Source organism: Halomonas sp. SIMBA_159, assembly GCF_046536035.1.
GTDB lineage: Bacteria > Pseudomonadota > Gammaproteobacteria > Pseudomonadales > Halomonadaceae > Vreelandella > Vreelandella venusta_A.
Genome location: NZ_JAWJBT010001101.1, coordinates 1 through 253 on the forward strand (window position 1 = coordinate 1; position 253 = coordinate 253).

Annotated in this window: 1 protein-coding gene; it reads right to left on the reverse strand. The window is 61.7% G+C overall.

Features of this window, described 5'->3' with window-relative positions:
• Window positions 1-253 (reverse strand): primase-helicase family protein (locus tag R0J87_RS22675; protein WP_498889165.1); only part of this gene is annotated, 253 nt, incomplete at both ends.

A 253-nucleotide genomic window follows, 5' to 3' on the forward strand; every position in this document is an offset into this window, starting at 1 on the left:
GTCCTCCTCGTAGGCCTGGATGTTCTTCGGGTTGATCCGGATCCGATCGCCCGTGATCAGGGCCTTGAGCTTGTTCTTGAGGTGGTAGACCTCGGTGCGGGCGACGACCTCGTCGGCGAGCAGGAATAACTTGCGGCTAGCCCAATCGTTGAACTTGTCCTCCAGCGCCGCCTGGTCGAGCACGCGGCCGTAGTCGCCGAACAGCTTCATGTACTCGTCGAAGAACATGTTCTTGCCGGTGCCCTGGGGCCCG